This is a genomic window from Xanthomonas sp. 4461, from assembly GCF_024806475.1.
Taxonomy (GTDB): Bacteria; Pseudomonadota; Gammaproteobacteria; order Xanthomonadales; family Xanthomonadaceae; genus Xanthomonas; species Xanthomonas arboricola_F.
In genome coordinates, this window is record NZ_JANTYV010000005.1 from 394,258 (window position 1) to 418,909 (window position 24,652).

The window sequence follows — 24,652 nt, forward strand, 5'->3', positions numbered from 1 at the left end:
CTTTTACCGAATCCCGAATCCCGAATCCCGAATCCCGGCCTTCCATCCTGATGCCCCTGTACCGCTACAAAGCCCTGGACGCCCACGGCGAAATGCTCGACGGCCAGATGGAGGCGGGCAGCGATGCCGAGGTGGCGCTGCGTCTGCAGGAACAGGGCCATCTGCCGGTGGAAACGCGGCTGGCCACCGGCGAAAACGATTCGCCGTCGCTGCGCATGCTGCTGCGCAAGAAGCCGTTCGACAATGCGGCGCTGGTACAGTTCACCCAGCAGCTGTCGACCTTGATCGGTGCCGGGCAGCCGCTGGATCGTGCGTTGTCGATCCTGATGGATCTGCCGGAAGACGAAAAAAGCCGGCGCGTCATCGGCGACATCCGCGACACCGTGCGCGGCGGTGCGCCGCTGTCGTCTGCACTGGAGCGGCAGCACGGGTTGTTCTCCAAGCTCTACATCAACATGGTGCGTGCGGGCGAAGCCGGCGGCAGCATGCAGGACACCTTGCAACGGTTGGCCGATTACCTGGAACGCAGCCGCGCGCTCAAGGGCAAGGTGATCAACGCGTTGATCTATCCGGCGATCCTGCTGGCGGTGGTCGGTTGCGCGCTGTTGTTTCTGCTGGGCTACGTGGTGCCGCAATTCGCGCAAATGTATGAAAGCCTGGATGTCGCGTTGCCGTGGTTCACCCAGGCGGTGCTGAGCGTGGGTTTGCTGGTGCGCGACTGGTGGCTCGTGCTGATCGTGGTGCCCGGCGTGCTCGGGTTATGGCTGGATCGCAAGCGGCGCAATGCCGCCTTCCGCGCATCCCTGGACGAATGGCTGCTGCGCCAGAAAGTGGTCGGTAGCCTGATCGCGCGCCTGGAAACCGCACGGCTGACGCGTACCCTGGGCACCTTGTTGCGCAACGGCGTGCCGTTGCTGGCGGCGATCGGCATCGCGCGCAACGTGATGTCCAATCTGGCCCTGGTCGAGGATGTGGCCAACGCGGCCGACGACGTCAAGAACGGGCATGGCCTGGCGATGTCGCTGGCGCGCGGCAAGCGCTTTCCGCGGCTGGCCCTGCAGATGATCCAGGTCGGCGAAGAATCCGGTGCGCTGGATACGATGTTGCTCAAGACCGCCGATACCTTCGAGCTGGAAACCGCGCAAGCGATCGACCGTGCGCTGGCCGCACTGGTGCCGCTGATCACGCTGGTCCTGGCGTCGGTGGTGGGGCTTGTCATCATTTCGGTGCTGGTACCGCTGTATGACCTCACCAATGCGATCGGCTGAGAGCGGCGGGCCAGACGACTGCGCAGCCAGGCGGGCGCAAGCGGGACTCGGCAGCGGCCCGCATCGCTCGTACACTGGCTTAACCGCACGCAGCGCTTTCACTTGCGCGGCGTCTTCACAACAACGTTCCGGTGACCGCTCGACACCTACGCGGGAACCAATGCAATCGCCGCTGTGTCATCTGGTAGCGGCAGCATCCTTCATCGACGTGCAAGGAAATCGTTCATGATCAAGCGCTCCATCACCCGTAGTCCGTCGCGCGCAGGCCAGGCCGGCATGAGCTTGCTGGAAATCATCATCGTCATCGTGCTGATCGGCGCGGTGCTCACCCTGGTGGGTAGCCGTGTGCTGGGTGGTGCCGATCGCGGCAAGGCCAATCTGGCCAAGTCGCAGATCCAGACCCTGGCCGGCAAGATCGAAAACTTCCAGCTCGACACCGGCAAGCTGCCGAGCAAGCTGGATGACCTGGTCACCCAGCCCGGCGGCAGCAGCGGCTGGCTGGGCCCGTACGCCAAGCCGGCGGAACTCAACGACCCGTGGGGTCACACCATCGAGTACCGGGCGCCGGGCGATGGCCAGCCGTTCGACCTGATCAGCCTGGGCAAGGATGGTCGCCCTGGCGGCAGCAGCTACGACTCGGACATCAAGTACCAATAAGCCCTCGCCATGCGCGTTGCGTGTCAGCCGTTGCGTCGTCCGCATGGAGTCGGTCCTGGCCGCACCCGCACGCGTGGCAGCTCGCTGCTTGAAATGCTGCTGGTCATCGCGTTGATCGCGATGGCCGGTGTGCTGGCTGCGGCCGCATTGAACGGCGGCATCGATGGCATGCGCCTGCGCACCGCCGGCAAGGCGATCGCATCGCAACTGCGCTATACGCGCACCCAGGCAATCGCCACCGGCACCCCGCAACGCTTCCTGATCGACCCGCTGCAGCGCCGTTGGGAAGCGCCCGGCGGCCATCATGGCGATCTGCCGTCGTCGCTGCAGGTGCGCTTCACCGGCGCGCGTCAGGTACAGTCGCGGGAAGATCAGGGCGCCATCCAGTTCTTCCCCGATGGCGCTTCCACCGGCGGCCGCATCGATCTGCAGGTCAAGGACGCGCGCTGGCGCGTGGATGTGGGCTGGATCACCGGCGAAGTGCGTTCCGGCCCGCTGCGGGCGCCTGCGCCATGAAGCGTCAACGCGGTTACACGCTGATCGAGGTGATCGTCGCCTTCGCGTTGCTTGCCCTGGCATTGAGCCTGTTGCTGGGGTCGTTGTCCGGCGCTGCACGCCAGGTGCGCGCGGCTGACGACAGCACGCGTGCGACCCTGCATGCGCAATCGCTGCTGGCGTTGCAAGGCATGGACAAGCCGCTGGTGCCCGAGCAGCAGCAAGGCACCTTCGAGGACGGGCATTTCCGTTGGTCGATGGATGTGCGCCCCTACGACGAACCGCGACGCAACCCGCAGGCGCCGGTGGCCCCTGGCGCGCACAAGCTGCTGCAACTGACCCTGGTGGTGCGTTGGGGCGAGGCGCCCAATCAACTGCTGCAATGGCGCACCTTGCGCCTGGTGGCCGCGACCGCGCAGGACACCGCGCCGTGATCCGTTCGCGCAGCGCAGGCTTCACCCTGATCGAAGTGCTGCTGGCCACGATGCTGCTGGTCGGCGGGCTGGCATTGGCGTTTGCCACCTTGCGCTCGGCCAGCGCGGTGAGCCAGCGCGGCGAGGCGATTGCCCAACGCAGCGAGCGCGTGCGCGCGGTGGAAGAATTCCTGCGCCGTCGGTTGGCCGCCGCGTTGCCGCTGGCGATGAGCATCGACCCGCAAAGCCAGCAACCGATGCTGTTCGTCGGCGAACCGCAGCGCATGCGCTTTGCCGCCGATGTGCCGGATTACCTGGGGCGCGGCGGCCCGTACCTGCACGAGTTGTCGGTGGTTGGCGATGGTGAGCAGCGCACCTTGCAAATTGCGTTGACGATGCTGCAATCGGGCAAGTCGATCGAGGAAGGCAGCAAGCTGCCGCCGGAGCCGCTGGCGCAAGGCGTGCAGCAGGTGAGCTTTCGCTACCGTGGCATGGATCCGCAGAACGGTCGCCTGAGCGGATGGTTGCCGCAGTGGGAATGGCACGACCGCCTGCCGTTGATGGTGCGTATCGAGATCCGCAGCGACGGCGCTGCATGGCCGCCGTTGATAGTGGCGTTGCCGCAATCCAGCAATCCTGGAGCGGGGCAATGAGCCGGATACGTGGCGCCGCCTTGGTGCTGGTGTTGTGGCTGATCGCCCTGCTCACCGCGATGATCGGCGCGTTTGCGCTCACCGCGCGCGTGGAAGCCCTGCAAGGCACTATGCTGCGCAACGGCGCGCAGGCGCAGGAATACGCGCGTGCCGGCCTGGAATACGCACTGTCGCGCTTGCAGAGCGCCGATACCCAGGCACGCTGGCGCGCAGACGGCCGGCGCTATCGTTGGCAGATGGACGACGCCAGCGTGGAGATCCGTATCACTGACGAGAGCGGCAAGGTGGATCTGAACATGGCCGAGCCGGCGCTGTTGGCCGGGCTGGTGCGTGCCGTGGGCGGCGAGCAGGGTCGCGATACGCGCATTGCCGGTGCCATCGTCGATTGGCGCGATGGCGATTCGCTGAGCCAGCCCGGCGGCGGCGCGGAAGACCGCGATTACGCCGATGCCGGCCTGCCGTATGGCGCAAAGGACAGCCCGTTCGAGACCCTGGGCGAACTGCGCCTGGTGCTGGGCATGGACAGCGAGTTGTATCGCAAGTTGCTGCCCAACATCACCTTGTACAGCGGCCGCTCGCGCCCGGAAGCGCGCTTTGCGCCCGGCCCGGTGTTGACCGCGATGGGCCTGGATGCGCAGCAACTGCTGGCCCAGCGTGACGCGCCGCCGGGTTTGCCGGGCAGCGAGGCGACGGTCGGTGGGTCTGACACTTATAGTATCGAGAGCCGGGCGCGACTGAGTCAGGGACGCGAGGCTGTATTGCGGGCGGTCGTGTCGACAAGCGCGTCTGCAGTTCCGGGATCGGCCTACACCGTGTTGCGTTGGGAAGAGGGAGCAGCAGTGCAATGACCGCATGGCGGGATACCTTGGGTCGTATCGGCGTACGCGCCATGCCGGGAGCCGGAGGCTTCTGGCGTTGGTGGCAGCACTCGCTGCTGGCGTGGTTGCCGCAGCGTTGGCAATGGCAATTGGGCCTGTCGCAGGCGCGCCTGTTGTTGCAACTCGATGGGCAGACCTTGCAGTTGCTGCGTCACCGCGATCAGACCCGCGAGGCGATCGCCAGCCTGCCGTGGCCGGTGCAGCCGCAGGAAGTCAACGCCGTGCTGCCGACGGCGCTGGATGGCCTGCCGCGGCATTGGCTGTTGCCGTCGGCGCATGCGTTGCGGCGCCCGTTGCGCCTGCCCGCCGCCGCCGCCGCGCGGCTGCAGGACGTGGCACGTTTTGAAATCGACCGGCAGACCCCGTTCACCGCCGACCAGGTGTATTTCGATGCGCGCGTGCTCGATGTGCGCGAAGACGGCCAGCTCGATGCCGAGCTGGTGGTGGTGCCGCGGCGCATGATCGATGGCCCGGCCGGTGTGCCCGACGCCTGGACCAACGCGTTGTCCGGCATCGATGTGGCCGATGCGCAGGGCGCCCCATTGGGTGTGAACCTGCTGCCGCCGGCACGCCGGTTGCGGCGCAGCGACCCGATGCAACGCTGGAACCTGTTGCTCGCCGCCACCGCGGTGGTGTTGCTGGCAGTGGCCGGCTGGCTGCTGCTGGACAATCGCCGTCAGGCCGCCGACGACCTGCGCGCCAAGGTCCAGGCCAACGCCGCGCGCGCGCGGCAGGTGGCTGCCGAGCGCCAGCAGTTGGTGGATCTGGTCGAAGGTGCCAGCTTCTTCCAGCAGCAACGCGCCACGCGTCCGACCTCGGTGGAAATCTGGGACGAGCTGAGCCGGCGCCTGCCCGGAGGCACCTATCTGGAAAAATTCTCGGTCGAAGGCGGGCAGTTGCAGCTGATCGGTTTGAGCAACGAAGCGTCCTCGCTGGTGCGGCGTCTGGAAGGCTCGCCGCTGTGGCGTACGCCATCGCTGACCGGCGTGCTGCAGAGCGATGCCGGTCGCAATGTCGACCGTTTCACCATCACCGCCGAGCTGGCCGGCCCCGATGCGAAGGAGGCGGCCGATGCCACGCAGCGTTAAGCGCGATCGCTGGATCGCATTGGGCCTGCTGCTGCTGGTGCTCGGCGTGGCTTACCTGGTGCTGGTGCACCCATGGTTCACCCAGCCGATGATCGCCGTGCAGGACGAGCTGCAATCGTTGCGCGAGCGCGAGCTGCGCGTGCGCGTGCAACTGCAGCAGGCGCCACAGGTCAGCCAGCGGCTGCGACAGGCGCGGCAAACGCTGGAAAGCCGCCCGGGATTCTTGCCGGAAACCTCTGCCGAACTGGCCTCGGCCGGGCTGGTGCAGCGGCTGGAACGCGCCGTGGTGGACGCCAGCCCCGGCAATCGCAGTTGCGCCATAAGCAACCGCTCCCCGCTGCAGCCGGAGAGCAAGGGCCGCTTCACCCGCGTGGCGGTGCAGGTGCGCTTGCGCTGCGGCACGCCGGAGCTCGCCTCGGTGTTGTACAGCCTGGAAAACGGCACGCCGCGGCTGTTCGTGGATAACCTCAATGTGATGGCACAGCGCTACCAACTCTCGCCCAACGAAAGCGGCAACGGCCTGGACATCGCGTTCGAGCTGGCAGGGTATCTGCGTCCCGGTGCCAGCGCTGCGCCGTTGAATACCGATGCCGCGCCCGCCGCCGCCGCCGGGGAGGCCAGCAATGCGCCTTGACCTGATCGGTTTGCGCACCTGGTTGCTGGCCACGGTGGTCGGCTGGGCGCTGCTGGTATGCATCCTTGCCGTGGCCGGGCTGGGCAAGCGCGTGGAACTGCTCCCGGACGACCCGGCGCTGGTGCAGCGCCTGCCCACCTTGCCGGCGCCTGCGCCGGAGCGGCTGGGAGCTTTCGAAAAATATTCGGAGATCGCCGCGCACCCGGCTTTCGCCGAAGACCGCCTGCCGCATCCGTTCTTCCTGTCCGGCAACGACGGCAGCGGCGCGGCCTCGACGGTGCGCCTGACCGGAGTGCTGCTGACCGAAAACTTCAAGATGGCCACGCTGACCCTGGACCCGCAGGACTCGGTGCGCGTGCAGCTCGGCGGCGAAGCGGTCAAGGGCTGGCGCCTGCTGGCCCTGCAGCCGCGCAGTGCCACCATCGAAGGCCCCGGCGGCACCCAGACCCTGGAATTGCACGTGTTCAACGGTCAGGGCGGGCAGCCGCCGACCGCCAACGCCGCCGCGCGTGGTGCTGCGGGCGCGGTCCCGCCGTTGCCGTCGCCCGATGCCGCCGCGACCGTGCAACCGCCTCAGCCGCAGCCTGCCACCCCGCCGACACAGCAGCAGCCTGGCGGGCAAGCCCCGCCGACGGTGCCGCCGCAACGCAGTGATGGCGCGCAGGAAGCCCCACGCCCCTCCGACGATCAGATGCGTGCCATCCGCGAACGTATCGAAGCCCGACGCCGCCAGCTGCAACAGCAGCGCCAAAGCGGCTCTACCCCCGGTCAGACCCAATGAGTGAACGCATGACGCCGCGCCTGTTTCCCGTGTCCCTGCTGATTGGCCTGCTGGCCGGTTGTGCCACCACTCCGCCGCCGGACGTGCGCCGCAATGCGCGCCTGGATCCGCAAGTCGGCGCTGCCGGCGCCACCCAGACCGCTGCCGATCAACGCGCCGACGGCAATGGCAACGCCAGCGCCAAGCCCAGCCCGGTGATCCGGCGCGGCAGCGGCACCATGATCAACCAGAGCGCTGCCGGCGCCCCCGCTCCGACCCTGGGCATGGCCAGCAGCGGCAGCGCCACCTTCAACTTCGAAGGCGAATCGGTGCAGGCGGTGGTCAAGGCGATCCTGGGCGACATGCTCGGGCAGAACTACGTCATTGCCCCCGGCGTGCAGGGCACCGTGACCCTGGCCACGCCCAACCCGGTCTCTCCGGCGCAGGCCTTGAACCTGCTGGAGATGGTGCTGGGCTGGAACAATGCGCGCATGGTGTTCAGCGGTGGCCGCTACAACATCGTGCCGGCCGACCAGGCGCTGGCCGGCACCGTCGCGCCCAGCACCGCGTCGCCGTCGGCCGCACGCGGTTTCGAAGTGCGCGTGGTGCCGTTGAAGTTCATTTCCGCCAGCGAAATGAAGAAGGTGCTGGAGCCGTACGCGCGCCCGAACGCCATCGTCGGCACCGATCCGGCGCGCAACGTGATCACCCTGGGCGGCACCCGCGCCGAGCTGGAAAACTACCTGCGCACCGTGCAGATCTTCGATGTGGACTGGTTGTCGGGCATGTCGGTCGGCGTGTTCCCGATCCAGTCCGGCAAGGCCGAAAAGGTCAGCGCGGACCTGGAAAAGGTGTTCGGCGAACAGAGCAAGACGCCCAGCGCCGGCATGTTCCGTTTCATGCCGCTGGAAAACGCCAATGCGGTGCTGGTGATCACCCCGCAGCCGCGCTATCTGGACCAGATCCAGCAGTGGCTGGACCGCATCGACAGCGCCGGCGGCGGCGTGCGGCTGTTCTCCTACGAATTGAAGTACATCAAGGCCAAGGACCTAGCCGATCGGTTGTCGGAAGTGTTCGGTGGGCGCAGCAACAGCGGCGACTCCAGCGCTTCGCTGGCGCCGGGCTCGGAAACCAGCGTGCTAGGCGGCGCATTGGGTAATCGCGACAGCAGCATGGGCGGCAGCTCCGGCATGACCGGCGGCAGCGTCGGCGAAAGTGGGGGCAGCAGCGGCACGGTGGGCGGTGAGTTCGGCAGCAGCGGCACCGGTGGCAGCAGTGGCGGCGGGCTCGGCAACGGCAGCCTGCAGTTGTCGCCGCGCAGCAACGGCAATGGCGCGGTAACGCTGGAAGTGCAAGGCGACAAGGTCGGCGTATCGGCCGTGGCCGAGACCAACACCTTGCTGGTGCGCTCCACCCCGCAGGCATGGACGTCCATCCGCGACGTCATCGAAAAGCTCGACGTGATGCCGATGCAGGTGCATATCGAAGCGCAGGTGGCCGAGGTGAATTTGACGGGTGACCTGAGCTACGGCGTCAATTGGTACTTCGAAAACGCAGTCAATGCAGCAGCAGACTCGGCCGTCAATGCAACCGGAATTGGCGCTGGTGCCGGCTTGGCGAGCGCGGCGGGGAGAAACATCTGGGGCGATATCGCGGGGAAAATCACCGGTGCAGGTGGCGCTCAGTGGACGTTCCTGGGCAAGAATGCGGCTGCCATCATCACGGCGTTGGATCGGGTGACAAATGTGCGACTGCTCCAAACGCCTTCGGTGTTTGTGCGAAATAATGCAGAGGCAACGCTCAACGTCGGCTCGCGCATCGCAATCAATTCAACGTCGATCAACACCGGCCTTGGTAGCGACAGTAGTTTCTCTTCTGTGCAATACATTGATACTGGCGTGATTCTGAAGGTGCGTCCGCGTGTGACGAAGGACGGGATGGTGTTTTTGGATATCGTCCAAGAAGTAAGTAGCCCCGGTGATCGACCTGCCGCATGTACTTCGGCGACCGCAACGGTAAACGCAGCAGCCTGTAACGTCGACATCAACACCCGCCGTGTCAAAACAGAAGCTGCTGTGCAAAGCGGTGACACGATCATGCTGGCCGGTCTGATTGATGACACAACCACGGATACGAGCGATGGCGTGCCCTTCCTGAGCAAGCTTCCTGTAGTCGGCGCGTTGTTCGGAACCAAGGGAAAGAGCAACACCCGCCGCGAAGTCATCGTGCTGATCACCCCGTCGATCGTGCGCAACCCGCAGGAAGCACGCAATCTCACCGATGAGTACGGCCAGAAGTTCAAGGCCATGGAGCCGCTGAAACCCAGCCAGAAGCCGCAATGAGTGCGGCACTGCCCGTCGTGCTGGTGCCGGTCGGCACCGACGACGAGGCGTTGGATGCCTGTCTGGGTGCACTGGATGCAGCCACGCCGGCCGGCACGCGGGTGTGGCTGGCCGACGATGCGCAGGCCGGCCCGCGCGGCCGCGCGGTGATCGACCACTGGCTGGCGCGCACGCAGCTGCAAGCGCACCACACCCGTCGCCAGCGCATGCTGGGCGAGGTGGCGCATCTGGATGAAATGCTCAGCGCCTGCGGCGACGCCGACGTGGTGGTGCTGGGGGTGGATGCCTGTCCGTTACCCGGCTGGCTTGGCCAGTTGAGCGCGTGTTTCGCGCGCGATGCCGCCATCGCCACGGCGACGCCATGGAGCAATGTGGGCGAAGCCTGCAGCTGGCCGCGCCTGGGCGAACTCAACCCCATGCCGGATGCGTCGGAACGGCTTGCCGCCGCCTGCGCGGCGATGCCGCCGCTGCATCCGGAGCTGCCATCGGCGGTCGGCCATGCGGTGCTTTTGCGCGGCAGTGCGCGACGCAAGGCCGGCGGCCTGGATGCCAGCAGTTATGGTTCGTGGTACGCCGCGCTGGTGGATTTGAGCCTGCGCATGGGCGGGCTGGGCTGGCGCAATGTGCTGTGCGACACCGCCTTCGTCGCCTCGCCACGCGAAGGCCGTCCGGCCGATGGCGACATGGATGCATTGGCCACCCGCTGGCCGGCCTGGCACGCGCGGCTGGCCAATTTCCTGATGCACGACCCGCTGCGTGCGCAACGCGACCAACTTGCCCAGCTACTCGCCGACCTGCCGCCGCCGGACCCGCAACGCATGTTGTTCGACGCGTAGCGATGGCATGGCCGAGCCTGCCCGATACGATGTCGCGGCAGTAGCGACGGAATCATTGCAGGGCGACAGACAAGAACGGCTGCGCAGTTGTCAGGCAGGCATAGCGCCGTTGTCGCTCACTGCGTCATGCACGCTTTGAGCGTGCATGACGCATCCACTTCAGCCGTTGGCGTGTTGTCAGCCGCGGACAGGTCGCAACGATGCACGACAGACGCAGCGAAGAAAGGCGTACGCGATGCTCGTCATCGATTCCCGATTCCCGATTCCCGATTCCCGATTCCCGAATCCCGAATCCCGAATCCCGAATCCCGGCGCTAAAGCGCATCCCGCGTCGGCGCATCGGTGCGCACCACCACATCCAGTGCATCGTGGCGCCAGGATTCGATATCCAGCTCCACCGCGCGGCCGTCTTCGGCGAAGCTGATCCGCCGCAGGCGGAAACACGGCGTGCCGGTGGTGGACTGCAGCAGCAGGGCCTGCGTGGCGTCCAGGCCGGCCGGATGCATCGACAGCTGCGCGCGGCTCAGGAACAGCCCGAGCTTCTGGTTGAACACGCTCGACAGCGAGCCGGCCAACTCGTGCTCGAGCAGGCCCGGCGCCCACGCTGCCAGCACCACATTGGTTTCCAGCAGCACGGCGCGGCGGTCGATCCAGCGCCGGCGCTGCAGCACGAAGACGTCCTCGTAGGGCGTGTCCAGGCGCAACGCGGCCGCAAACGCAGCGCCTGCTGGCTGGCGGGTCGCGCTCAGCAGTTCGGTGCGCGGTTTGCGCCCCTGCGCGGCCACGTACTGCATGAAGCCGGCGATGCTGGTGGGGTCGTAGCGCACGCGTGGTGCGCTGACGAACCAGCCACGGCGGTTCTCGCGGTAGATGCGGCCTTCGGCTTCGAGATGCTGCAAGGCTTCACGCAGGGTGATGCGGGTGCAGTCGAAGCGCTCGGCCAGCGCGCGCTCCACCGGCAGGCGCTGGTCCGGGCCCCATTCGCCGGCGGCGATCTGCGCGGCGATGATGTCGGTGATGGCATGTTGGCGCGAGGCGGTCATGCGGCGCGCCGCCACTTGGAGATACGGCCCATCGGCCAGGCAATGAGATGAAGATCGTGCATACCGCGATGGTAAAGAAGAACGCGCACGCAAACCGCACCGGGCTCAGCGTGCCGTTGTCAGGTTCCGGGTCTGTTGGGTTTTCCAGCTGCGCCAGCCGTAGACCGCCAACGCCACGAAGCCCGCGTAGAGCAGGGCAGTGGGATACAGCGCCTTGCTGACGAACACGCCGACGTAGATGCAGTCGAGCACGATCCACAACACCCAGTTGGCGATGCGCTTGCGCGCCGCCCACACACTGGCGACCAGGCTGAAGCTGGCCAGTGCCGCGTCCAGCCAGGGCAGTGCGGCATCGGTGCGGTGATGCATGTAGGCGCCGAGCGCGGCAGCGAACGCCGCGCCGATGCACAGCGACAGCCACAGTTCCGCAGCCGGCATCGGCAGCGGGCGAATCCGCGTTTCTGCAGCGGCGCCGCGCCGCCAGTGCCACCATCCATAAAGCTGGGTCAGCACGTAGACCCCTTGCAGCAGCATGTCCGAATACAGCTTCCACTGATAGAACAGCCAGGCGTACACGGCCACCGCCACGATCCCCACCGGCCAGCACCAGCGGATGCGCCGCGCGGTCAGCCACACGCCCAGCAGGTTGATCACAACGGCGATGGATTCGAGCAACGACATGCAATGCCTGATGGAAAGGGGACAGCGGTGGGAGAGGTGCAACCCGTGCAAAACAGCGGTGCGGTCGGAAGTGGATGCTGCGCGATGCCCCGAATCTGCGTGCGATGGAAACGCGATAGCGCCCTCACCGCTGAGCCCCTGCCTTCAACTGGTGCCTGCTGTTTTCAGCCATTGCCTGAAACACGCACAAGCACGGCTGGCTCGCTTCGACGTCCTTCCTCCGCCTGCGGGGGAAGGTGCCCGAAGGGCGGATGGGGGCAGCAGGCCTCAAAAATCCACCTGCACCGTCAGCCGCGCCGTGCGCGGCGCACCCGGAAACAGATAGGCATCGCCCTGGTATTCGCCGGAATCGCGCCAGTAGCGTTTGTCGAACACGTTGTCCACGTTCAGACGCCAGGTGGTCGCCACCCCGCCCAGCGCAGTGGCGTAACGCGCACCCAGGTTGGCCACGGTGTAGGCCGGCACGCTGGCATTGCCGAGCCGGTCGGCGAACTTGCGGCCGCTGTATTGCGCGCCTGCCAGCACCGCCAGGCCATCGACACCAGGCACGCTGTAGTCGGCCTGCACGCTGGCACGCAGCTTGGGCACATTGATCGCCTGATGGCCTTCGTAGGCGGCAATGTCGGTGTCTTCGGCGCGCGCGCGGATGGCGGCGACGCTGGCGAACACGCGCAACTGCTCGGTGGCGGCCCCGTCGGCAGACAGTTCCAGCCCGCGGTTGTGCAGGCGGCCCTGCTGCACGAACAGCAGGCCGCCATCGGCCTGCGGTTGGGTGAACTGATACGCCTGCCGGATATCGAACAGCGCCGCGCCCAGGCGCAGGCCATCCAGCTCTAGCTTGGCGCCGGTTTCCAGTTGGTAGGCATTGGTCGGCGGCAGGATTTCATCGGCGTTGTCGGCAAACCAGGGCGCCGTGCCACCGGCGGCAAGGCTCTTGGCGTAGCTGGCATACAGCGACATGTTTTGCTGCGGCTTGAACAGCAGCGCAGCCTGCGGCAGTACCGCATCCTTGCGCGTGCGCCGTTCCAGCAGGCCATCGCGGTCGAAGGCGCGCTCGTCCAGGCGCACCGCGCGCGCGCCCAGCGCCAGTTCCCACTGTGTGCCCAGGCCGATGCGGTCGGCCAGCACCAGCGCGCGTTGACGGCTATCCAGGCGGCGTTGCTTGGGGTCCAGCGCCACATCGGTCTGTGCAAAGACCTCAGGGTCGCGGTCGATGCTGCCGCTGCCGACGAACTCGTTGACCGAGCCGAAACGATCGATGGTGCGGCGCAGCCAGTCGCCGCCGATGCTCAGGTGATGCTCCAGCACGCCGGTGACCGCATGGCCTTCGAGGGTGGCGCGCAATTGATCGTGCACGCGGGTGTCGTCGGGGCTGCGATAGTCGTAGACGTCGTACTCGCCTTGCGCGCTGAAGAAGTTGGGCGTGGCGATGTCGGCACAGCTTGCCGCGCCGTAGCAGCCCCAGGCGAATGCGGAAAAATCGTTGATCGCCGAGCGGCTGCGCGAGGCCTCGGCAGTGCCGCGCCAGTCGTCGTTGAACTGATACGCATAGCGCAACTGCGCGTTGAGCGAGTCCATTTCCACCGGTCGTGCCCACGGCTGGTAACCGAGCAGGCGGTGCACATCGATGTCGCGCGGCACCTGCGTGCCACCGAGCAATTGGTAGCCGGGCACCGAGCGTTGCTGGCGATGCTGATATTCCACGTCCAGCTGCAGCAGCGATTGCGCGCTGATCTTCCAGTCGCCGGCCAGCGACAGAAAGTTGCGGTAGCCATCGGCGTGATCGACATAGCTGTCGATGTCTTCGCGCGCGGCATTCACCCGCAGGCCGAGCGTGCGCTCGGCGCCGAACCAGTCGCCCAGATCGGCGGCGACATAGCGCGAGCCCTGCTCGTCGGTGCCCAGGGTCACGCTGCGCACGTGCTCGGGGCGCTTGGTGCGGTAGTCGATCAAGCCGGCCGGCTCGTTGACGCCCGACTGCAGCCCGGCCAGGCCCTTGAGGATCTGCACCTGCTGCTTGTTTTCCAGCGCAATCGACTGCTCGCCCACCGCGCTCAGCCCGTTGATGCGATAGCTGTTGGCGGCATTGAGCGAATAGCCGCGCACCACGAAGTTCTCGTAATAGCCGATCGGCGCATACGCATCGCCGGCCGAGGCATCGGCGCGCAGCACCTCGCTGAGCACGCGCGCCTGGCGATCGAGCAATTGCTGGCGCTCGATCACTGCGATGGACGCCGGTGCATCGAGCAGGCGCGTGGCGCCGAAGCCGCCCAGCGCCGTGCTGCTATCGCTGCGCTCGCCCAGCACGTTGACCGTGTCCAGCTGCACCGCGGACGCGCCGGGTTGCTGCTGTTGCGCCAACGCAGGGGTGGCCAGGCCCAGCGCCAGGGCGAGCGTCAGCGGGCGACGGGGAAGTGCAACTAGCGACAGACGGGACATGCACAGAACTCGCAAAAGGGGGGAGGAAATAGACGGGGTTGCCGCTCATCGCAGCAGCGCCGCACGCGCATGCAGATGCGCAAGCAGCGTTTGACCATCGGCACTGGCAAACCAGTCCGCGTGGCCCAGCAGATAGCGGTGATAGGCGATATCCACGTTGTCGGGCGAGCGCGTGATGCCGGCGAAGTACTCGATCTCGCTCAAGGCGAAATCGGCATGCACGATCGGCAGCAGCGCGGCCAGGCAGCGCAGCTGTCCTGCACTGAGTGGGCGATGCAGCGCATAGCCATCCAGCAAGGCGTCGAGTTGTTGCAGCTGCGCCTGCGCGCGCGCGCCGGTATCCAGCTGCAGCCACGGGATCAGGTTGCGTTCGATCGCGGTGGCCAGATCGAACAAGGCACTGCTGCGATCGCTCAATCCGAAATCGAAGATCGCGCTGACCTCGCCGGCGCCGTGGTCGGTATTCCACAGCAGATTGGACGCGTGCCAGTCGCCATGCGTCCACAGCGGCGGCATCGCATCCGGCGCAGACAGCAGCGGCCAGGCACGCGCATGCCAGGGCAGCAGGTGCGTGGCCAGATCGTGCTGCCAGGGCAGCGCCTGCAACGCTGCAGCCAGCTGCGGCCGCGCTGGCAAGGCGCGCTGCAGCGCCTGCACCGGATCCTGCTGGGTAAACAGCCGCAGGTTGGCGACCAGAACATTTGTGGAGCGCGGCGGCGCATCGAAGCCCTGCGCAGCGTGGTGCAGCCGCGCAAGCGCAGCCCCCGCGGCCTGCGCATGCTCGACGTGGCTAAACGGCGTCCACGACAATGCATCGCGATACAGGTCGCGCCCGGCCCCGACGCGCTGCACTTCGTAGACCCATTGGTCCTGCGCAAGAGCGGTCTGACCGTCAGCCGCGTACAGCACCTCCACCACCGGCGCGCCGGCCCAGCGCAGGTGCGCCATGAAGCTGTGTTCTTCGCGCAAGGCGGCGACACTGCGCACGCTGCGGTGGTGGCGTTTGACGATCACCGCGCCGGACGCGGTCTGTACGCAGGCGGCAGCCGAGAACGGACGCGCGCTGTGCCAATGCACGCCCTGGTCGGCACCAAGCCCGGCGAACCGCTGCAGCACGTGGCGGATTTCATCCATGCTCAGTGCCGGCCAGTCGGGCAGGGCCAGCTCCAGGCTCATGCCATGCACCTGATGGGTCGCACTCATGGGCGCGCGCTCCGCAGCCATGCTGGCGAAAACATCAGTGGTATAGACCAACTGCACGAGGCCGATCCGGTGTATCCGGCACGCAGGCCGGCGACAACACGGACGGCGCTGCCGGGCCGTCGTTGTCGCGTTGGCGCCATCAGGCGTTCGCGCGACATGGAGTGGAAGGGCAGCGCGAAACCGAAAGGTCGCTGGCCGTCATCTCAACAATCAAGTGTGGGAGTGCCGCAGGCGGCGCCGAACCAGGCCGCGTGGCGGCCGTCGGGCGCGCAGTATGCCCCGTGCCGCCGCCGGCCGCCATGCCGGCACGCTGCCGCGATGGCGCTGCGCGCTCCCGGCACCGGATAATGGCCGGATGACTCCAGTCCAGATCGCCGCCGTCGTTGTCACCTATCAGAGCAGCAGCACCATCGATGCCTGCCTGTCGCGGCTACGTGCGGCCGACGGCGTCGGCGAGATCCGGGTGGTCGACAACGCGTCCAGCGACGACACCCTGGACGTAGTGCAGCGGCATGCGCTGGCCGATGCGCGGGTGCACTTCATCGCCAACCCGGACAATCCAGGCTTTGCCACCGCCTGCAATCAGGGGGCGCGCGACTCGCATGCGCCCTGGCTGGTCTTCATCAACCCGGATCTGATGGTCGAAACCGATACCCTGGTGCAGTTGTGCGCGCGCGCCGATGGGCATGCGGCGGTGCTGCTGGGAGTGGAGCAGGTGGACGAGCAGGGTCGGCCGGATGCGGCCGTGCGCCGCCGCGACCCGGACTTTGCCGCAATGCTGCGCGCGCCGCGTGCCGCTGCCCAGCTCGCCGTGCCCGCCAATCCGTTGCTTGCCCTGCAGCCGGTGGATGCGATCTCGGGCGCCTTGATGCTGATGCAGCGCAGCCTGTTCGATCGCCTGGACGGCTGGGACGGCCATTACCGCCTGCACGCCGAGGACCTGGACCTGTGCCGGCGCGCCCGCCAGGCTGGCGCACTGGTCGCGGTGGCCAACGACCTGCAGGTGGTGCATGTGCGCGGCGTCTCCAGTCGTGCGCGGCCATTTTTCGTGGAGTGGCATAAACATCGCGGATTGTGGCGGTATTTCCGCAAATTCGAGGCCGCTCAGCGTGGGCCCTTGACCCGGGTCGGGGTGTGGCTGGCGATCTGGACCCATGCTGCTGTGCAAGTGCCGCGATTGTTGCGCCAGAAATGAAGTTGCTGGCGTTAAATTGGTGATAAATCTGTGATGAGGGCGCGGTCGAAACTGTGATACGTTTCGCCGCGAAGTGTGATCTAGCCCGTGCTTCCTGTCCCTAACGGGTCCCCCATCAGGAATCGTACAAATGTCCTTACAGAACGACCCGCGCTCGCGGGTACGTCAGTCGTGCCTTACCTTCGGACAGTCCAGTCCGGTTGTTGCATCGTCTACTCCTGCCCGTAACGCCCGCCGCCTGTCGGTGGCCGCGATGTCGGCACTCGCCTTGAGCTGCGCGCTGGCCGCGTTGCCGGGTAGCGCCATCGCCGGTGCCTGGACCCAGCCGCAGGGCGACACGTTGGTGATCGTCAAAGCGTTGCATAGCGACGGCCGAGGATGGTTCGACGACAGCCATCACCGCACGACCTTCGGTGAAGGCCAGCCATTCGACGGAAACGGGCGTAGCCGCCAGGAGCAGTTGAATGTCTATGTCGAGCATGGTCTGACCGACAAGCTCAGCTTCATCGGCAATTTCTATTTCACCGATGTCGGTTTCAGCAATTACGGCGGCGATGGCCGGCAGAAAACCAGCACGACTGGTTTTGCCGATCAGGAAATCGGCCTGCGCTATGCACTGCCGAGCGCGCCGGACGACGTTTGGCGCAGTTCGGTGCAGGCATTGGTGAGCATCCCAGCCTACGGCCGCAGCAAGACCTACCATCCCACCCCGACTCTAGGCGCAAATTCCGATCCTGCACTCGGTCTGGGCGACTACGGCCTGGAGCTGCGTTACAGCCGTGGGCGCGGTTACACGCTGGGCAAGCGCAACGGTTACGTCGACCTGGGTGGCGGAGTGCGCCTGCGCGGCAGTGCCGCCTCCGACGAGGTGCGGGTGGATGCATCCACCGGCCTGAGCCTGACCCCGAGCTGGTTGCTGCTGGGCGAGCTCAACGTGATCCAGGGCCTGGGCAACGGACGTAGCAACTTTGATGTCCCCGGCTCTGCTGGCGGCGTTGGCTTCGTCGCCACCGGCACCAACTACGACCTCACCAAGCTGCAGTTGTCCACGCTGTACACCGCGCCGGGTGGCAGCCAGTGGCAGTTGGGCTACCAACAGCCGGTGATGGGCCGCAATACCGGCGCCGCAGGCGGGCCCTTCGTGGCCGCCTGGTGGCGTTTCTGAGGACGCCACGACAATGACGGTCACCTGCGAAATGGAAGCGCTGGGACGGGCGCCGGACATCGGCCGCGAACGTGGTCTGTTGGGTCGCGCGCTGGTCACGGCAGGCGTCATCACCGACGAACAGCTGCGCTCGGCGCTGGCCTTGCAGCAGCGTTGGAATTCGCGCCTGGGCGATGTGATCCTGGCCCAGCGCGGTGTACCGGCGCAGCGGTTCTACGCCATCGTCGCCGCGCACTTCGGGCTGGAGTTCATCGATCTTGTGCAGCAGCCGCCGGATCCGAGCCTGCTCACCCCCGGCGACCTGGATAGCTATGCGCAACGCCTGGTGTTGCCGTGGAAGCGCGAAGACGGCGTGCTGGTACTGGCCGTGGCCGACCCCGACCCGGCGCTGTTCGCCTGGGCGCGTGCGCATTACGACGAAGAGGTGCGGTTTGTCGGCACTGCCAAGTTCGACATCATCTGGAGCCTGCAGCGCTACGCCGACGAGCAGCTCACCGACAACGCCTTGAACCTGCTCGCATCGCACGCACCGACCTACTCGGCGCGCCAGGTGGTCACGCGCGGGCAGAAGTTCACGTTGTGGGCGATCGCGGCGGTATTGCTGATCGCGATGGTGCTGTTCCCGGTGCCTACGCTGATCGCCGTCAACGTGCTGGTGGCGTTCGGCTTCCTGGCGACGTTCGGCTTGAAGCTGTTGCTGGTGTGGTTCGGCTCGCGCCACCGCATCGACATCAAGGTCACCGAAGACGAAGTGGCCGCGCTGCGCGACGACGACCTGCCGGTCTACACCGTGCTGGTGCCGATGTACAAGGAACCGGAGGTGTTGCCGATCCTGGCCAACGCGCTGCGCAAGCTCGATTACCCGATCAGCAAGCTCGACGTAAAGCTGGTGCTGGAAGCCGACGACTTCGACACCATCGAAGCGGCCAAGAAACTCGGCCTGGAAGCGTTCTTCGAAATCATCCGGGTGCCGCCATCGCAGCCCAAGACCAAGCCCAAGGCCTGCAACTACGCGCTGCACTTTGCGCGTGGCGAACTACTCACCATCTACGACGCCGAAGACAAACCCGAGCCGGATCAGCTCAAGCGCGTGGTGGCGGCGTTCCGCAAGGCCGAAAAGGATGTGGTGTGCATCCAGGCGCGGCTGAATTACTACAACGCCGACGAAAACTGGCTGACGCGGATGTTCACGCTGGAGTACACGCTCTGGTTCGACTTCTACCTGCCGGCGCTGGAATACCTGCGCATCCCGATTCCGCTGGGCGGCACCTCCAATCACTTCCGTCTGGATGTGTTGCGCCAGGTGCGCGCATGGGACCCGTACAACGTCACCGAAGACGCCGACCTGGGCGTGCGGCTGATCCAGAACGGCTACCGCGTCAACGTGGTCAATTCCACCACGTTCGAAGAAGCCAACGTCAGCATTCCCAACTGGATCCGGCAGCGCTCACGCTGGCTCAAGGGCTACATGCAGACCTGGCTGGTGCACATGCGCGACCCGGTGCATCTGTATCGCAGCACCGGGTTCAAGGGATTCTGGGGTTTCCAGTTCTTTATCGGCGGCAATTTCTTCATCGCACTAGGTGTGCCGGTGATGTGGACGTTGTGCCTGGTCAGCGTGCTGAGCGGTGCACGCGTGTTCGATGCCATCTTCCCGCCGTGGCTGGCCGCGATCTCGATGGTCAATCTGCTGCTGGCCAATGCGTTCTTCATCTACATCACGCTGGTGGCCGCGTTCAAGCGCGACTACTTCAAGTTGGCGCCGTACGCGTTGACGGTACCGTTTTACTGGGCGTTGCAATCGATCGCCGCCTTCAAGGGTCTATGGCAGTTGATCCGCAATCCGTTCTATTGGGAGAAGACCACGCATGGCATCAGCAAGCATTCGGAAAACGAACGCCGCGCCGCACTCGAAGAGTGAGCCGGTAGCGCGTCGCGACAGTGGCTTGCCGGCGTTTCTGGTGGCCGTGGTGGCGTTGTCGCTGCTGAGTCAGCCGTTGTTGGTGCAGTCGCTGGGCGCTGTTGCACCGACCACCACGCCCGGCATCGGTGTGCCGGCCAGCGGGTTGCTGGCATGGGCGGTGGATCTGGCGTTGCACCGTTGGGATCTGCCGTTTCAGCTATGGCCGTTCCTGGCGGTGGCTGCCAATGCGCTGTTCCTGTCGTTGCTGTGGCGCGATCTGGCTGGCGTGTTCGGGCGCGGCTGGGCCAGCGGGCTGACGTTGCTGGTGGGTTGCAACCCGCTGTTCCTGCTGCCGATCGCCGCGGGCGGCAGTCAGGCCGTGGGCCTGCTGGCGTTCTATGGCTTGTGCCGCACGCTGCGCCGCCTGCAGGCGCCGGTGGAAGCCTTCACCTACCTGCGTATCGCCGGGTGGCTGTGTATCCTGCTGTGCCTGGATCTGCAGACGTTGGCGTTGTCGACGATGGTGGCGCCGTGGCTGCTGCTGGTGATGCCGCCGCAGATGTTGCGCAAGGCGCCGGGCTCGTTCTACCTGGTGTGCTATCTGCCGTTTGCGTTTCTGGTCGGCATGTGGGCCTACGTCAATCTGACCGTGTTCAACGCGCCGTGGCCGACCTTGTCGAGCATCGGGCACGCGGCCAGTCCGCTGCCGTTGCCGCTGGCCGCGCAGGCCGAAGGCTGGTTGCCGGCGGTGCGTTGGGGCGTGGCGGCGGTGGCCTGCTTCCCGGTGTTGGCGTTGGTAGCGCGGGCGCACAACGCTGCGCTGATGCGTGGCGTGGTGGCCAGCGCCGGCACGGTGATCTGTGCGGCCGCACTCTCGTTCGCGCTCGGCTGGGCCGGTTTCGATGCCTTGTTGCTACTGTGGGTGCCGACGGCCTTGTTGCTGCGCGCCTTGCAGGCCGACCAGCGCAGTCAGGCTGCGGGATTGCTGCTGCTCGGCCTGATCGGCGCGGCCTGGGTGCAACCGCAGGGCTGGGGCAGCTGGATGCGTGCGGCGCCTGCCGACGAACAGTCGCTGCTGCAGGGCGAGGCGGTGGTCGTGGCCGCGCCGGTGTCGCTGCCGGTCGCGCGCGTGGCGACGCCGGCCGCTGCGGCCGCAGTGACCCTGTTGGCCGAGGCGGATGCGGCGATCCAGGCGCATGTGGCAGCGCAGCTGAGCGCTGCCGCGCCAGCCGGCCCTGCAGCCGCCACCGCGCTTCAGCCGGACGTCGGTAACGCAACGTTGCATACGGGCAAGTGCGTGCAGGGCAGTGCAGCGCCCACCAGCGAGGTGTCCGCCGCATGTTCAAGCGCGTTTTAATTCTCGCGGCGTTGCTCGCCGTGTGCCTGCTGGCCAATGGCTGCAACGCGGCCGCGCCGATGTGGATGGGTGCCAACGTCAAGGTCTCGGCCAATGCGCCGTGGCAGAGCGCTGCCGCTGCGCAGTCGCTGGATGCGCTGGCTGCCACCGGTGCGCGCAAGGCGCTGTTGGTGGCCTTCGTCTGGCAGGCGAACCCGCAATCGAACGACCCGGTGCTGGGCAGCGACAGCAGCCTGGATGCGATGCGCGCAGCGCTGCGGCAGAGCCATCGTTCCGGCCTGCAGCCCACGCTCAAGGTGCACGTGTGGGTGCCCGGTCACTGGGCCGGCGAGGTGGCGCCCGCCGATCAGGCCGCCTGGTTTGCGGCGTATCAACAGGCGCTGCTGCCGCTGGCGCAGCTGGCCGAAGACGAGCACGCCGAGGCGCTGGTGGTCGGCACCGAACTGCGCAAGCTGCAGGACGCACCGCAATGGCCAGAGTTGGTCGCGGCGGTGCGCAAGGTCTATCGCGGCAAGCTGCTGTACGTGGCCGACGGGATGGAGCATGCAGAAACCTTCCGTTACTGGTCGCTGTTCGACGCGGTCGGCACCAGCCTGTATCCGCGCCTGTCCGACGCTGCCGGCGCGCGCGCTGCGGAAATGACTACCGCCGCGCAGCGCCTGCAGGATCTGGGGCAACGCGTGGGCAAGCCGGTGTGGGTGGCCGAACTGGGCCTGCGCTCGGCGCGCGGCAGCCTGGCAGCGCCCTGGGAAAGCCCGGAGCAACGTACCGCCGCAGTGGATACCCGCCTGCAACTGCAGGTGCTGCAGCAGTGGCGCACCGTGTTGCAGGCCCATGGCGTGGACGGCATTGCGCTGTGGTGCTGGTATACCGACCCTGCCGCCGGCGGCCCGGGCGACAGCGACTTCACCGTGCAGGGCAAGCCGGCGCAGCAGGTGCTGGCACGTTGATGCATCGACGGGCGGCCGTGCCTGGCGACTAGCCGGCGCGGCCGTTGCGGGTGGTCATCCTACTGTGCAGGCGCTCGGGGAGTGGATCTGCGATCGGCGGCCTTGTGGAGCTGACTGGCGCCGCTGCTGCGTGGCACCGAACAGCCGATGGCCCCATGCGCCCTCGCGGACACCCTCGAAACTTCGACCTGGCCAGCGTGCCGGAGCGTGCGCCCTGGGCGCAGGGCGGGTGCATCGCGGCCGGCGCTCCGGTCATGCCCAATGCACGCGCGGCCACCGCCGCTGCGGGCATAATCCGGCCGCATGATCATCCATTCGCTGCTCGACACCGACCTGTACAAATTCACCATGATGCAGGCGGTGCTGCATCAGCATCCGGCCGCGCAGGTCGAGTACCGCTTCAAATGCCGCACGCCGGGCGTGGACCTGGCGCAGTTCATCGATGAGATCTCGCGCGAGATCGATGCCTTGTGCCGGCTGCGCCTGCGCGAGGACGAGGTGGACTACCTGCGCAGCCTGCGTTTCATCAAGCCGGACTTCGCCGACTTTCTGGCGCTGTTCCATCTGGACCGCAAGTATCTGCAGCTGTCGGCGTCGGCCACCCACCCGGGCGAGATCGAGCTGACCATCCGCGGCCCGTGGCTGCACACCATCCTGTTCGAAGTGCCGCTGCTGGCGATCATCAACGAGGTGTGGTTCCGCAACACCTCCGAGCCGGATTTCGAAGAGGGCCGCAGCCGCCTGCGCGCCAAGGTGAGCAGCCTGCGCAACATGCCGGCTGGCTGCAAGATCGCCGACTACGGCACCCGTCGCCGTTACTCGCGGCACTGGCACGGCGAGCTGCTGCCGCTGCTGCGCGATGGCCTGGGCGAGCAGTTCGTGGGCACCAGCAACGTGTATTTCGCCAAGCACTACGGGCTGACCCCGCTGGGCACGATGGCGCACGAATACCTGCAGGCATTCCAGGCGCTGGGGCCGCGGCTGCGCGACAGCCAGGTCGCCGCGCTGGAATCGTGGGCGCGCGAGTACCGTGGCGATCTGGGCATTGCGCTGTCGGACATCGTGGGGCTGGACGCGTTTCTGCGCGATTTCGACCTGTATTTCTGCAAGCTGTTCGACGGCATGCGCCACGACTCCGGCGACCCGTTCGAATGGGGCGAGCGGGTGATCGCGCACCTGGAAGCCCATCGCATCGATCCCAAGACCAAGGTGCTGGTCTTCAGCGATGGCCTCAACATCGACAAGGTGATGCGTCTGTACGCGCACTTCCACACCCGCTGCCGGCTGGCCTTCGGAGTGGGCACCAGCCTGACCAACGACCTGGGGCCGACGCCGTTGCAGATCGTCATCAAGATGGTCCGCTGCAACGGCCAGCCGGTGGCCAAGCTCAGCGATTCGCCCGGCAAGAGCATGTGCGAGGACGCCGGCTACCTGCGCTACCTGCGCGACGTGTTCGGTCTGCCGCCGATGCCCGAAGGCGCCTGACCGGGGGCGGCAACGACTGACGCAGGCCGGCATTAACTGCCAAAAAGTATGTGCCGCTGTCAGGGAATGCCCGGAAAAGTGAGATGCATCTCTCAATCGCTAGTTGGCAAACGTTAACATTGGCATCACGCTTGCATCACTTTTAGTGCAACCGTCGTATGTGACGTCCCTCCCTCGCGAAGCCTGTTGAATGCCTGCACTCGACCCCTTGTCGCTGTACCGCACGCGGAGCTGCTCCCGACAGTGGCTGGGCTTTGTGCGGGCGATGGCCGAGGAATTCGGCGCCGAGCTGCCCGAGCATGACCTGGCCACCTTGATGGCCCGGATCGGCCGCCGCTTTGCGCGCGAGCACAGGCTGGCGCCCTGCATCGCGCTGGACCAGGTGCAACAGGCCGCCAACGCGATCTGGGACAGCTGCGACTGGGGCCAGTGCACGATGGACGAACACCCGGACCATGTGCAGATCCGGCATGGCGGTGCGCCGTTGAGCGTGGCGCTGGACGGGGCCGCATGGAGCGACGGTTTCCTGCAGGGTGTGTATGAGGGATGGTTCCAGCAATTGGGGATGCTGGCAGGGCTGGCGGTGCAGAGCGCGCCGGCCGATACCGTCGATCTGCGCCTGTTTGTGTTGGCGCGGACGGCATGACCATGTGCGATCGGGCAAGGGGACTGTGATGGCACCGAAGAACACCAAAAACGCGCAGGGACACGACGATGTCTCGGGCCTGTTCGCGCGTCTGGGGACGCAGGCGAGCGAGGGATATCACGACTTTGCGTACACCCAGCTGCCGCCGCGCAAGCCGGGCGTGACGCCTGCCGAGGCGCCGGCAACGGGGCAGGCCGCGCCGGCTGCGCTGGAAGCTGTGGTGGCGCCGGTGCACGTGCCGGCAGCGCCCTCAGTTGCAGCGGTCGCACCAGCCGCGCCGCTTGCCGACCGGCCGTCGCCTGCGATGCACGTCGCAGCACCCACCGATCAGACAGCCAACGGATCGCCGGGCGATGCGCTGGCGCCGCTGCGCAAATTGCGGCAGCGCGAGGAGCCTGGCGTGCGCGCATCGCCGCCGCCGGAGCGACCGGCGCAGACACCGCTGGAACAACTGTTCCAGCGCCTGCTGCAGGCCGACGCGCGCAGCTCTGCGCATAGCCCGCTGCAGCGCCTGCGCTCGCGTTGACGCCTCACTTCCGTCCTTCCCGGCAAGCGCGTCAG

The 24,652-nt window shown here is 66.7% G+C and carries 23 protein-coding genes; 19 read left to right on the plus strand and 4 right to left on the minus strand.

Annotation, left to right across the window (positions count from 1 at the left end):
* The first annotated feature begins 50 nt into the window (after window positions 1–50).
* The 11 genes from FHY19_RS18445 (at window position 51) to FHY19_RS18495 (ending at window position 10,024) form a co-directional block, all read left to right on the plus strand.
* Entirely contained in the window at window positions 51–1,268 is a 1,218-nt protein-coding gene (locus tag FHY19_RS18445; RefSeq protein ID WP_005988200.1) for a type II secretion system F family protein, read from the plus strand.
* Window positions 1,269–1,493: 225 nt separating this feature from the next.
* The gene (gene gspG, locus FHY19_RS18450) at window positions 1,494–1,925 is read left to right on the plus strand and encodes a type II secretion system major pseudopilin GspG (RefSeq protein ID WP_039426219.1); all 432 of its coding nucleotides are present in this window, start codon (window positions 1,494–1,496) and stop codon (window positions 1,923–1,925) included.
* Between the two features lie 9 nt (window positions 1,926–1,934).
* Complete coding sequence (locus FHY19_RS18455) at window positions 1,935–2,441, plus strand: GspH/FimT family pseudopilin (protein ID WP_259154965.1); 507 nt, start codon at window positions 1,935–1,937, stop codon at window positions 2,439–2,441.
* A complete protein-coding gene (locus FHY19_RS18460; protein ID WP_259154964.1) occupies window positions 2,438–2,854 on the plus strand; it encodes a prepilin-type N-terminal cleavage/methylation domain-containing protein in 417 nt (138 codons plus the stop codon). Before FHY19_RS18455 ends, FHY19_RS18460 begins: the two co-directional genes overlap by 4 nt.
* The gene (locus tag FHY19_RS18465) at window positions 2,851–3,486 is read left to right on the plus strand and encodes a type II secretion system protein J (protein ID WP_259167666.1); all 636 of its coding nucleotides are present in this window, start codon (window positions 2,851–2,853) and stop codon (window positions 3,484–3,486) included. Before FHY19_RS18460 ends, FHY19_RS18465 begins: the two co-directional genes overlap by 4 nt.
* On the plus strand, window positions 3,483–4,334 hold the full coding sequence (locus FHY19_RS18470) for a type II secretion system protein GspK (protein WP_259167668.1): 852 nt from the start codon (window positions 3,483–3,485) through the stop codon (window positions 4,332–4,334). The genes FHY19_RS18465 and FHY19_RS18470 overlap by 4 nt, the downstream gene beginning before the upstream one ends.
* Window positions 4,331–5,452 (plus strand): PilN domain-containing protein, encoded by a 1,122-nt coding sequence (locus FHY19_RS18475; RefSeq protein ID WP_259154961.1) that lies wholly within the window; start codon window positions 4,331–4,333, stop codon window positions 5,450–5,452. The genes FHY19_RS18470 and FHY19_RS18475 overlap by 4 nt, the downstream gene beginning before the upstream one ends.
* On the plus strand, window positions 5,436–6,086 hold the full coding sequence (gspM, locus tag FHY19_RS18480; RefSeq protein WP_259154960.1) for a type II secretion system protein GspM: 651 nt from the start codon (window positions 5,436–5,438) through the stop codon (window positions 6,084–6,086). The genes FHY19_RS18475 and gspM overlap by 17 nt, the downstream gene beginning before the upstream one ends.
* A complete protein-coding gene (gene xpsN, locus FHY19_RS18485) occupies window positions 6,076–6,867 on the plus strand; it encodes a type II secretion system protein XpsN (RefSeq protein WP_259154959.1) in 792 nt (263 codons plus the stop codon). The genes gspM and xpsN overlap by 11 nt, the downstream gene beginning before the upstream one ends.
* Window positions 6,864–9,188 carry a type II secretion system secretin GspD gene (gene gspD, locus FHY19_RS18490; RefSeq protein ID WP_259167669.1) on the plus strand — a complete coding sequence of 775 codons (2,325 nt, stop codon included), beginning with the start codon at window positions 6,864–6,866 and terminating at the stop codon, window positions 9,186–9,188. The genes xpsN and gspD overlap by 4 nt, the downstream gene beginning before the upstream one ends.
* Entirely contained in the window at window positions 9,185–10,024 is an 840-nt protein-coding gene (locus FHY19_RS18495) for a glycosyltransferase (RefSeq protein WP_259167672.1), read from the plus strand. The genes gspD and FHY19_RS18495 overlap by 4 nt, the downstream gene beginning before the upstream one ends.
* Window positions 10,025–10,338: 314 nt before the next feature.
* Here FHY19_RS18495 and FHY19_RS18500 read toward each other — a convergent pair whose 3' ends face one another.
* From FHY19_RS18500 to FHY19_RS18515, 4 genes are all read right to left on the minus strand, one after another.
* Window positions 10,339–11,067, minus strand: a complete 729-nt coding sequence (locus FHY19_RS18500) for a UTRA domain-containing protein (RefSeq protein WP_205392446.1) — start codon at window positions 11,065–11,067, stop codon at window positions 10,339–10,341.
* A 105-nt stretch (window positions 11,068–11,172) separates the two neighbouring features.
* Complete coding sequence (gene pnuC, locus FHY19_RS18505; RefSeq protein WP_259167675.1) at window positions 11,173–11,748, minus strand: nicotinamide riboside transporter PnuC; 576 nt, start codon at window positions 11,746–11,748, stop codon at window positions 11,173–11,175.
* Between the two features lie 267 nt (window positions 11,749–12,015).
* Window positions 12,016–14,187, minus strand: a complete 2,172-nt coding sequence (locus tag FHY19_RS18510) for a TonB-dependent receptor (RefSeq protein ID WP_259167677.1) — start codon at window positions 14,185–14,187, stop codon at window positions 12,016–12,018.
* Between the two features lie 45 nt (window positions 14,188–14,232).
* On the minus strand, window positions 14,233–15,390 hold the full coding sequence (locus FHY19_RS18515) for a phosphotransferase (protein WP_259167679.1): 1,158 nt from the start codon (window positions 15,388–15,390) through the stop codon (window positions 14,233–14,235).
* A gap of 355 nt (window positions 15,391–15,745) precedes the next feature.
* Here FHY19_RS18515 and FHY19_RS18520 point away from each other — a divergent pair, with 355 nt between their 5' ends.
* The 8 genes from FHY19_RS18520 to FHY19_RS18555 all read left to right on the plus strand — a co-directional run bounded on the left by FHY19_RS18520 (window position 15,746) and on the right by FHY19_RS18555 (window position 24,617).
* Entirely contained in the window at window positions 15,746–16,585 is an 840-nt protein-coding gene (locus FHY19_RS18520) for a glycosyltransferase family 2 protein (protein ID WP_259167680.1), read from the plus strand.
* A gap of 130 nt (window positions 16,586–16,715) precedes the next feature.
* A complete protein-coding gene (locus tag FHY19_RS18525; RefSeq protein WP_259167681.1) occupies window positions 16,716–17,750 on the plus strand; it encodes a hypothetical protein in 1,035 nt (344 codons plus the stop codon).
* A 13-nt stretch (window positions 17,751–17,763) separates the two neighbouring features.
* Window positions 17,764–19,671: a glycosyltransferase family 2 protein gene (locus FHY19_RS18530; protein ID WP_259154937.1), complete on the plus strand. Its 1,908-nt coding sequence runs from the start codon at window positions 17,764–17,766 to the stop codon at window positions 19,669–19,671.
* A 46-nt stretch (window positions 19,672–19,717) separates the two neighbouring features.
* The gene (locus FHY19_RS18535; RefSeq protein WP_259167732.1) at window positions 19,718–21,010 is read left to right on the plus strand and encodes a hypothetical protein; all 1,293 of its coding nucleotides are present in this window, start codon (window positions 19,718–19,720) and stop codon (window positions 21,008–21,010) included.
* A complete protein-coding gene (locus tag FHY19_RS18540) occupies window positions 20,992–21,960 on the plus strand; it encodes a glycosidase-like protein (RefSeq protein ID WP_259167682.1) in 969 nt (322 codons plus the stop codon). Before FHY19_RS18535 ends, FHY19_RS18540 begins: the two co-directional genes overlap by 19 nt.
* 303 nt (window positions 21,961–22,263) lie before the next feature.
* Window positions 22,264–23,445 (plus strand): nicotinate phosphoribosyltransferase, encoded by a 1,182-nt coding sequence (gene pncB / locus FHY19_RS18545; protein ID WP_259154921.1) that lies wholly within the window; start codon window positions 22,264–22,266, stop codon window positions 23,443–23,445.
* 190 nt (window positions 23,446–23,635) lie between these two features.
* On the plus strand, window positions 23,636–24,091 hold the full coding sequence (locus FHY19_RS18550) for a hypothetical protein (RefSeq protein WP_259154919.1): 456 nt from the start codon (window positions 23,636–23,638) through the stop codon (window positions 24,089–24,091).
* Between the two features lie 28 nt (window positions 24,092–24,119).
* Complete coding sequence (locus tag FHY19_RS18555) at window positions 24,120–24,617, plus strand: hypothetical protein (protein ID WP_259167683.1); 498 nt, start codon at window positions 24,120–24,122, stop codon at window positions 24,615–24,617.
* The last annotated feature ends 35 nt before the right edge of the window (window positions 24,618–24,652 follow it).

Bases quoted from the DNA above. Each gene is read 5' to 3' on its own strand.
- FHY19_RS18445 (WP_005988200.1), top strand. From the start codon at position 51: ATGCCCCTGTACCGCTACAAAGCCCTGGACGCCCACGGCGAAATGCTC.
- gspG (WP_039426219.1), top strand. From the start codon at position 1,494: ATGATCAAGCGCTCCATCACCCGTAGTCCGTCGCGCGCAGGCCAGGCC.
- FHY19_RS18455 (WP_259154965.1), top strand. From the start codon at position 1,935: ATGCGCGTTGCGTGTCAGCCGTTGCGTCGTCCGCATGGAGTCGGTCCT.
- FHY19_RS18460 (WP_259154964.1), top strand. From the start codon at position 2,438: ATGAAGCGTCAACGCGGTTACACGCTGATCGAGGTGATCGTCGCCTTC.
- FHY19_RS18470 (WP_259167668.1), top strand. From the start codon at position 3,483: ATGAGCCGGATACGTGGCGCCGCCTTGGTGCTGGTGTTGTGGCTGATC.
- FHY19_RS18475 (WP_259154961.1), top strand. From the start codon at position 4,331: ATGACCGCATGGCGGGATACCTTGGGTCGTATCGGCGTACGCGCCATG.
- gspM (WP_259154960.1), top strand. From the start codon at position 5,436: ATGCCACGCAGCGTTAAGCGCGATCGCTGGATCGCATTGGGCCTGCTG.
- xpsN (WP_259154959.1), top strand. From the start codon at position 6,076: ATGCGCCTTGACCTGATCGGTTTGCGCACCTGGTTGCTGGCCACGGTG.
- gspD (WP_259167669.1), top strand. From the start codon at position 6,864: ATGAGTGAACGCATGACGCCGCGCCTGTTTCCCGTGTCCCTGCTGATT.
- FHY19_RS18495 (WP_259167672.1), top strand. From the start codon at position 9,185: ATGAGTGCGGCACTGCCCGTCGTGCTGGTGCCGGTCGGCACCGACGAC.
- FHY19_RS18500 (WP_205392446.1), bottom strand. From the start codon at position 11,067: ATGACCGCCTCGCGCCAACATGCCATCACCGACATCATCGCCGCGCAG.
- pnuC (WP_259167675.1), bottom strand. From the start codon at position 11,748: ATGTCGTTGCTCGAATCCATCGCCGTTGTGATCAACCTGCTGGGCGTG.
- FHY19_RS18510 (WP_259167677.1), bottom strand. From the start codon at position 14,187: ATGTCCCGTCTGTCGCTAGTTGCACTTCCCCGTCGCCCGCTGACGCTC.
- FHY19_RS18515 (WP_259167679.1), bottom strand. From the start codon at position 15,390: ATGAGTGCGACCCATCAGGTGCATGGCATGAGCCTGGAGCTGGCCCTG.
- FHY19_RS18520 (WP_259167680.1), top strand. From the start codon at position 15,746: ATGACTCCAGTCCAGATCGCCGCCGTCGTTGTCACCTATCAGAGCAGC.
- FHY19_RS18525 (WP_259167681.1), top strand. From the start codon at position 16,716: ATGTCCTTACAGAACGACCCGCGCTCGCGGGTACGTCAGTCGTGCCTT.
- FHY19_RS18530 (WP_259154937.1), top strand. From the start codon at position 17,764: ATGACGGTCACCTGCGAAATGGAAGCGCTGGGACGGGCGCCGGACATC.
- FHY19_RS18540 (WP_259167682.1), top strand. From the start codon at position 20,992: ATGTTCAAGCGCGTTTTAATTCTCGCGGCGTTGCTCGCCGTGTGCCTG.
- pncB (WP_259154921.1), top strand. From the start codon at position 22,264: ATGATCATCCATTCGCTGCTCGACACCGACCTGTACAAATTCACCATG.
- FHY19_RS18550 (WP_259154919.1), top strand. From the start codon at position 23,636: ATGCCTGCACTCGACCCCTTGTCGCTGTACCGCACGCGGAGCTGCTCC.
- FHY19_RS18555 (WP_259167683.1), top strand. From the start codon at position 24,120: ATGGCACCGAAGAACACCAAAAACGCGCAGGGACACGACGATGTCTCG.